The organism is Peribacillus sp. P4_D6 (assembly GCF_056401795.1).
The window spans coordinates 1-7,137 of record NZ_JBFUIQ010000162.1; the positions used below are offsets into that span (position 1 = coordinate 1).

A 7,137-nucleotide genomic window follows, 5' to 3' on the forward strand; every position below is an offset into this window, starting at 1 on the left:
CTCTTTACGTAAAGATTGTTGTTTTTAAACGAAACTATTTWAGGTTGATTGGAGCGGAAGTGCGAGACTCCTGCGGGAGCAGCGGGACAGGTGAGACCCCACAGGCGTTTACGCCGAGGAGGCTCACCGCCCGCACCAAGGAAAGCGAGCATCTTGAGGGGAAATCAACCACAACTCACTACTGGTAAATAGCAACAAAGTATGTGAAAACAGCCTTCCATAAAAAGAGGATGCCCCGATGGACATCCCCTTTTGCATTTTATTTAGTCGATGGATACAATCTTGACGCTCATTTCGCCGCCAGGTGTCATGATCGATACCTTGTCGCCGACCCTTTTCCCTATCAGGCTTTTCGCGATCGGGGAATCATTGGAGATTTTTCCTTCGAATGGGTCCGCTTCAACGCTTCCTACGATGGAATATGTTTCTTCGTCACCATTTGGAAGTTCCACGAAGGTTACCGATTTTCCAAGTGAAACTGTATCTGTATTCGAATCATTGCCTTCAATGATTTTTGCATTGCGGATCATGTTTTCGATCGTTGTAATACGTCCTTCAACGAAAGCCTGCTCTTCTTTTGCGGAATCGTATTCTGAGTTCTCGGAAAGGTCGCCAAAACTGCGGGCGATTTTGATTCTTTCCACCACTTCTTTACGTTTAACCGTTTTTAACTGTTCCAGTTCCTGTTCAAGCTTTAACTTACCTTCTTTAGTCATTGGATATTCTTTTTCAATTGCCAAAACCCTTCACTCCTTCAAATTCTTTACAGCAAGCATTCGCTGTGACAAGTTTATGTACTATATAGTGCTTAACCCTAAATCGAGTCAAAATATATAATTGCGCGACTTAAAAAGTCGCGCTTCGATACTAAGAAACAATCCGTTCCTTAGTATATAAACCGACTGCGGTGAGCAGCCGGTTCGTTCTGTATCAAGAATAGAGTATTGCGTTTTCCAACATTTGTCCAGTCTTTCCCATTAAATAAATGGGATTTTTAAATAAACGGAGGAAAATGGCACCTATCATTATTTATGCTATGTTATTACAAAAAAGACTTTTGTTCAAGGATTGTTTGAATTTTTGTCACCATAAGGTCAATCGCCACATGGTTTTGGCCGCCTTCTGGTATGATGATGTCGGCATAACGCTTCGTCGGTTCTATGAACTGATTATGCATCGGACGGACGACACTGATGTATTGTTCGATGACGGAATCTATGGAACGGCCGCGTTCTTTAATATCACGGGTCATCCGGCGAAGGATCCGCAGGTCTGCGTCCGTATCGACATATAGCTTCATATCCATCAGGTCTCGCAGGCGCTCATCCTCCAGTACAAGAATCCCTTCAAGGATGATGACATCCTGTGGCTCAACTGTGATGACTTCTTCCGAGCGCGTATGGATCGAATAATCATAAACCGGTTTTTCTATCGTTTCATAGCGCAGCAATGCGTTAATGTGATCGATTAACAAATCATTATCAAATGCAAGCGGATGATCATAGTTCGTTTTCAGGCGCTCTTCAAAAGGCAGATGACTTTGATCTTTATAATAATAATCTTGTTCGATCATCAAGATGGAATGTCCTTGGAAGAATTCAAAAATGGAACGGGTAACACTTGTTTTACCTGATCCCGACCCTCCGGTAACTCCGATGACCACTGGTTTCTTTCTTGTCATATCAATTCTCCTTCCGCATCATATTGTTCACATAAACTCTATTATCTACTTGAATGYGGACAATTTGAAGCGGATGGCGGGCTGCCTCCAGCTCCTTACCTGACTCATCCCAGATCGTACCGATTTTTTGAGTGAAGTTTTCGATTTCCGGTCCAAAAAACTCCACTTCATCCCCAGGCTTGAAGAAATTACGTTGCTGCATGGTGACGATTTTAGTTTCCTCGTTGTAATCAAGCACCAATCCTGCGAAGTCGAAGCGAGTCTTTACGGTATGATTCCCGAACATTTGCTGTTTATACCCAGGAATTTCCCCTTCCATGAACGATGATGCCGTCTCACGGTTCGCACACTTATCAAGCTCTTCCAGCCATTCTTGTTTAATCTTGAAATTGTCGGGATCGGCACAATACGCATCAATCACTTTACGATACACGCTGACAACCGTTGCAATATAATGAATCGATTTCATTCTTCCTTCGACTTTTAAGCTGTCTATGCCAATTTCAATCATGCCAGGCAGTGATTCAATCAGCTTCAAGTCTTTTGGACTCATTGCGAATGGAGCATCTTCTTTATCGAATAAAGCCTTTTCCCCATCTTGATCCAACTCATATAAATCATAATCCCAACGGCAAGACTGACAGCAGCCGCCGCGGTTCGAATCACGCGCCGTCATATGGTTCGAAAGGGTGCAGCGTCCAGAATAGGCAATGCACATGGCCCCATGAACGAAAGCCTCGATTTCGATATCGACCTTTTCCTTCATTTCACGGATTTCATCAGCACTCGTCTCACGTGCCAAAACAACACGCTCCAAGCCTTCCTCTTTCCAATACTGAACAGCCTTCCAGTTCGATAGCGATTGCTGTGTGCTTAAATGGATCTCGACTTTCGGAGCGACCCTTTTACAGGTTTCGATGATTAATGGGTCGGCGACGATGATACCATGGACCCCTGCCTCCTGAAGACCTTCCAGATATTCATCAAGACCATCGATATTTTCATTATGTGCGAAGATATTTGTGGTTACATATACTTTGGCACCATACTTATTAGCGAATTCGACGCCTTCCTTCATTTCCTCAAACGTGAAGTTACCGGCATTGGAACGAAGGCCATATTCCTGACCGCCAATGAACACGGCATCCGCGCCGTAATGGACGGCAATTTTTAATTTTTCCAGGTTGCCGGCCGGAGCCAGCAATTCCGGTTTTTTTACAATGACTCTCTTTCCATCAACGATCTTGGAAATTTTATCAGCAATAGCATTCAAGGCTATTCCTCCTCTTTCTCTTACCCTTTTCTTTAATAAACCGATTCTTTAAAGAAGAACCCAGTATCCAACTCACGGTTATCCGGCTGAACCGCTTTGACTTTTTCAAAAAGTTCCGATTTGATATCATCATAGCGGTCAGGGTCTTCAGCACATACGTCAATCGCTTCCCGATATAACCTTGTCATTTCAATGACATATTCCGGAGTTTGTAGTAACCCTTCGATTTTCAGTGAATCAATTTCCGCTTCAATCAATTCCTGAAGTTCATCAATCATGCACATATCATTCGGACTCATGATATGTGTACCATTTTCATCTTCATAAATCGGGTATTTATTTTCGCGTTCCTTATCATGCAAGAACATATTTCTTTGTTCCTTCCGATTTTCCACTTCCAATGCCTTGCCTTGGTACTCAAAGTAATTACCTAGGAGCGTTCGCTTCGATTGGAACATGCATGTCATGCCATGCACTTGCACTTCAATCTCCACTTCGGCATTTTCCTTCATTTCCACGATCTCGTCCAGACTTATCTCACGGGCAGCAACGGCACGGACAGCACCGCGTTTTCCCCAGTAATTACATGTGTACCAGTTCGTTACCGTCATCTCTGTATTCCAGTGCAGGGGCATATCAGGTGCCACGGCACGGACAGCCATCAAGACTGCGGGATCACCGAAAATGATCCGGTCGGCACCAGCCTCTTTAAGGAATGTAACATACCCTTCAAGCTCGTCCACTTTTTCATTATGAAAAATGGCGTTCATGGATACGTACACTTTCTTGCCCGCAGCATGTGCAAGTTCAATTGCCTTCTCTACATCTTCACGATTGAACTCCCCTGCCAGCCTTAGTGCATAACGTTGTTCGCCAATGACAAAGGCATCAGCGCCAGCATCAATGAGTTCTGTTATATGATCGACACTTGTCGGAGTCACGAGTAATTCAGGCTTTTTCATTTTTGTCACCTCTATGTTTACTAATGGCCACACCATCACCAATCGGCAAAATTACAGTATCGAAATGGGGATGGTCATGTAACCAGATGTTAAAGTCTCTGATTTTTTTGATAAGAGCTCGCTTTCTTCTCGTCATTTCCATTTCTTCAATGTTTTCGGCAACCAAGCCTTTGAATAAAACATTGTCAGTAATGATGATGCCAGCATCAGCAAGGAATGGTTCAAACAGTTCAAAGAATCGCTTGTACTGCCCTTTAGCTGCATCAACGAAGATGATATCGAACGGACCATGCTCCATCACTTTCGGTCCCGCTTCAAGGGCATCCCCTTCAATGAGGGTGATCCTTTCCGACAGTCCCGCCTTCTTGAAGTTAGCCCTTGCCTGCTCAATGCGGGCTTCATTCCGTTCAAGTGTGACGATTTGAGCTTCCGGAAGGGTCTCAGCCATCCTTATGGCCGAATAGCCAATTGCCGAACCTACTTCCAATATCGCTTTTGGCTGATGAAGCCYTAAAATCTGAAGCAGCACTTCAATTCCTTCGGGCTCCATGATCGGCACATTATTTTCCATCGCAAAATCTTCCAACTCCTTAAGCAAACCCGTACGCTCCGGAATTAAGGAATGAAGATATTGTTCTATTTTTCCGTTCAAAACGTTTCCTCCATTTATAAGGAAAACAAAAGCGCTTGGTCAGTAACATGAAAAAATTGATTAAACAATTTCTTCACAAGGAGCTGAAACAAGTATGCTTGACGATCTACATTTCCTTATCTTTCAAAATAAAACCCGGCATTCGCCGAGTTACGTCACCGATAAGAATCGGATCAAAAATTCACTTGTACTATTCTATCATAAAAACAAGGGGAAAGTAATATCTCTCTCCCCTCGGTGTCTTTGCATTTTTTTATTTATTTATTGGAAATATGCTCTGCCTTTTTGTTATTGTGGTCATCCAAGGTCTTGGAGTAAAGGACTTCCCCTTCAGGTGTTGCCAAAAAGTACAGGTAATCCGTTTTCTCAGGTTTCAATACCGCATCGATCGATGTCGTTCCGGCATTTGCAATCGGCCCTGGCGGAAGCCCCTTGTTCTTATACGTATTATAAGGGGATTTCACCTCAAGGTCTTTATAATACACCCTGCTCTTATGTGAACCCTTCGCATACAAAACGGTCGGATCCGTTTGAAGCGGCATACCTTCCTTAATACKATTGTAAAAGACGGAAGCTATCTTTCCGCGATCGACTTGTGCCGTCGCCTCTTCTTCGACAAGCGAAGCGAAGGTCAGCATCTCGTGTACGGAATAATCGTTCTTATCCATTTGGCCCTCGTAAGCCTGCAAAGTTTCTTCGGTTTTCTTCAGCATCTCGATGACGATCGACTCCAGGGTCGGCTTTTCTTCATAAAAGTCATAAGTAGCTGGGAAAAGGTACCCTTCCAGCGGATATAAAACCTTTTCATTTTCAATTTCCGAGGTCAATAGCTGCGGAAATTGCTCTTGCATGGAATTAACGAACTTCTTATCATTCAATTTCTTGAAGACCTTTTTCGGATCTTCACCCGTCTTCCCCGCGATGATATCGGCAATTTGGATTAGCTGCTTCCCTTCAGGAATCGTTATCTTCATTGCCGCTTCCTTCATGAGTTTTCCGGTTTTGATGCTTGTGACAATATCTTCAATCGGCATCGAAGGTGATAATTTATACTCCCCTGCCTGAAAACCGGATTCATTGCGAAATTTAATATAATATTTGAATACGCGTGCGTCCTTGATTATTCCCTGCTCTTCAAGCAGCGTTGAAATTCCGTTAACGGATGAACCGATCGGGATTTTCACTTTCTTGATGGTGTCATCATCCGGATCGACTGGTTTCATGGCTGAGTTGATATATAAAAAGCCCACAAGACCAACTATCCCGATTAGTAAAATAAGCGAAGCGATCGTAATCATGATGATTTTACGAACCAGCTTGGCTTCTCCTTGCTGTTCTAACAATTTCATTCGGATATGTTCCTTTTTAGATAGATTTTTATCTTTTTCATCCATGTTCATTCCCCCTGCAAACTCACACCAACTACAGAATGGTTTCTAGATGATGCTTTTCTCTAATTAATCTTTGCTTCGAACATTATACTAAAATCAACAAATAATTACATGTTTTTTGCAAAACTACATACATCAATACTCTATTTATGGCAAAAATGCACTAGTTTTGTCAATATACAGGTATTATTTAATAGGAAAATAGTGATATCTTTGTCTAAAGTTTTTTTGAGGGCATATTGATTTCCGCTCCAGTTCAGGCACTCCCTTTGATGCGTTATTCCCGCAGAGACCCGCTACCTTACTCCCCAATCAACTATTTATTAACTTAGAAACCATACTCGAGGAGTTGATGGTGCTGCTTGGGGTCAGTTGGTTCGGGAACATCATTTGATGAAAGATATGTTTCCGAACTCCTTTTGCCCACAGTCTTTATATGGCTTGTACAATTTAGACGTTGATTTACGCTCCAGGGACTCGCTTTCCGCGGGCGGTCCGCCCTCGGCGCTTTTGCGCCTGTGGGGTCTCCCTTGGACACGTATTCCCGCAGGAGTCTCGCCCCTTCCGTTCCAATCAACTTTGTATAAAAAAATTCAGTTTGTAACCCTTTTGTCTAAAAAAGTGGCTCGGAATGTCACAGCTGAACAATGAAATGTTATTTGGTGGTGGACTTACTTTCCACTTCAGATTCTCGCTTTCCRCGGRCKGTCTCGGGAGCCTCCTCRGCTTCCGCCTGCGGGGTCTCCCCTAGACGCGCTTTTCCCGCATGAGTCCCGCACCATGCTCTCCAATCAACTTTGTTTTAATTATTTACTCAGCTTAAAAATTTGTTCCCTGCATGTATTAGGCATTTCAAGAAATAGCAGGAATATTCATATAGGAATGCCATAATGATTTGAGGAAAAGGAAAGGTGTGAAGGAGTTGGATCAGTATTATTTTGTAGGTTGGGGGACATTGGCACTCATAAACGCCGGACTTGCTCAAGGAAAAAATAGAACGGCGCTGAACTGGTTCTTGCTATCATTATTTTTGGGCCCGTTCGCTACTTTTATGCTTTTATTCGCAAAGAAAAGATAAGGGGTTACTGGTACAAAAATGAAAAAACGATCTTCATGTCCACAGTTTATTATGGGTTTGTACAATTTGAACGTGATTTCCACTCCAGGTACTCGCTTTC

At 43.1% G+C, this 7,137-nt stretch carries 7 protein-coding genes and 1 pseudogene; 1 reads left to right on the forward strand and 7 read right to left on the reverse strand.

The window, feature by feature from the left end; all coding sequences use genetic code 11:
- Positions 1 to 188 (forward strand): annotated as a pseudogene (locus AC1DVB_RS24070) (hypothetical protein); the annotation flags it as partial.
- Positions 189 to 263: 75 nt separating this feature from the next.
- Here AC1DVB_RS24070 and greA read toward each other — a convergent pair.
- The 7 genes from greA to AC1DVB_RS24105 form a co-directional block, all read right to left on the reverse strand.
- A complete protein-coding gene (greA, locus tag AC1DVB_RS24075) occupies positions 264 to 740 on the reverse strand; it encodes a transcription elongation factor GreA (RefSeq protein WP_034308617.1) in 477 nt (158 codons plus the stop codon).
- A gap of 302 nt (positions 741 to 1,042) precedes the next feature.
- A complete protein-coding gene (gene udk, locus AC1DVB_RS24080; protein ID WP_034308619.1) occupies positions 1,043 to 1,681 on the reverse strand; it encodes a uridine kinase in 639 nt (212 codons plus the stop codon).
- A gap of 1 nt (position 1,682) precedes the next feature.
- Positions 1,683 to 2,954 (reverse strand): peptidase U32 family protein, encoded by a 1,272-nt coding sequence (locus AC1DVB_RS24085; RefSeq protein WP_477591296.1) that lies wholly within the window; start codon positions 2,952 to 2,954, stop codon positions 1,683 to 1,685.
- A gap of 32 nt (positions 2,955 to 2,986) precedes the next feature.
- A complete protein-coding gene (locus AC1DVB_RS24090) occupies positions 2,987 to 3,916 on the reverse strand; it encodes a peptidase U32 family protein (protein ID WP_053535758.1) in 930 nt (309 codons plus the stop codon).
- A complete protein-coding gene (locus tag AC1DVB_RS24095) occupies positions 3,903 to 4,568 on the reverse strand; it encodes an O-methyltransferase (protein WP_477591298.1) in 666 nt (221 codons plus the stop codon). Before AC1DVB_RS24095 ends, AC1DVB_RS24090 begins: the two co-directional genes overlap by 14 nt.
- A 257-nt stretch (positions 4,569 to 4,825) precedes the next feature.
- A complete protein-coding gene (gene mltG / locus AC1DVB_RS24100; RefSeq protein WP_477591300.1) occupies positions 4,826 to 5,962 on the reverse strand; it encodes an endolytic transglycosylase MltG in 1,137 nt (378 codons plus the stop codon).
- A gap of 978 nt (positions 5,963 to 6,940) precedes the next feature.
- Positions 6,941 to 7,137: hypothetical protein (locus tag AC1DVB_RS24105; protein ID WP_477591302.1), on the reverse strand; the 197-nt coding region annotated here is incomplete at its 5' end.

Coding starts and splice junctions, on each gene's coding strand:
- udk (WP_034308619.1), bottom strand. CDS start 1,681: ATGACAAGAAAGAAACCAGTGGTCATCGGAGTTACCGGAGGGTCGGGA.
- AC1DVB_RS24090 (WP_053535758.1), bottom strand. CDS start 3,916: ATGAAAAAGCCTGAATTACTCGTGACTCCGACAAGTGTCGATCATATA.